This is a genomic window from Streptococcus sp. HMSC065H07, from assembly GCF_001837325.1.
GTDB classification, from domain to species: Bacteria; Bacillota; Bacilli; order Lactobacillales; family Streptococcaceae; genus Streptococcus; species Streptococcus salivarius_H.
Map to the genome: position 1 here is coordinate 1 of NZ_KV832049.1, position 342 is coordinate 342.

A 342-nucleotide genomic window follows, 5' to 3' on the forward strand; every position below is an offset into this window, starting at 1 on the left:
AGTAGTCGATTAAATCCGATGGCATCATTGGGTATGGTATAGCCATGTACTTTCTCTCCATTGATCAAGATGGCTACTTCTGAACTTGCTTTACTCACGTCAATCCCAAAAACTACTCGCATGATATTACCTCTTTGTCTTGAATGATTCCTTGCTTTAGTGATGTCATTTTCAATACTCGACGTTTTTCGTCCCACATACTTTGATAACATTCTTCCTAAAACAGGTGTCTTGCCAGTTTTAATTACGACGTCTAGCGCCAAAGGACTCATCGACTTAACAAGACACCTCTACTTTAACATAACGAAAAAAGTAGTGAGTACTTTCTCCCGTCGGAGATTT

Annotated in this window: 1 pseudogene; it reads right to left on the reverse strand. The window is 39.2% G+C overall.

Annotation, left to right across the window (positions count from 1 at the left end):
- A pseudogene (locus tag HMPREF2637_RS09690) lies at positions 1-212 on the reverse strand (IS110 family transposase); the annotation flags it as partial.
- Positions 213-342 lie beyond the last annotated feature (130 nt).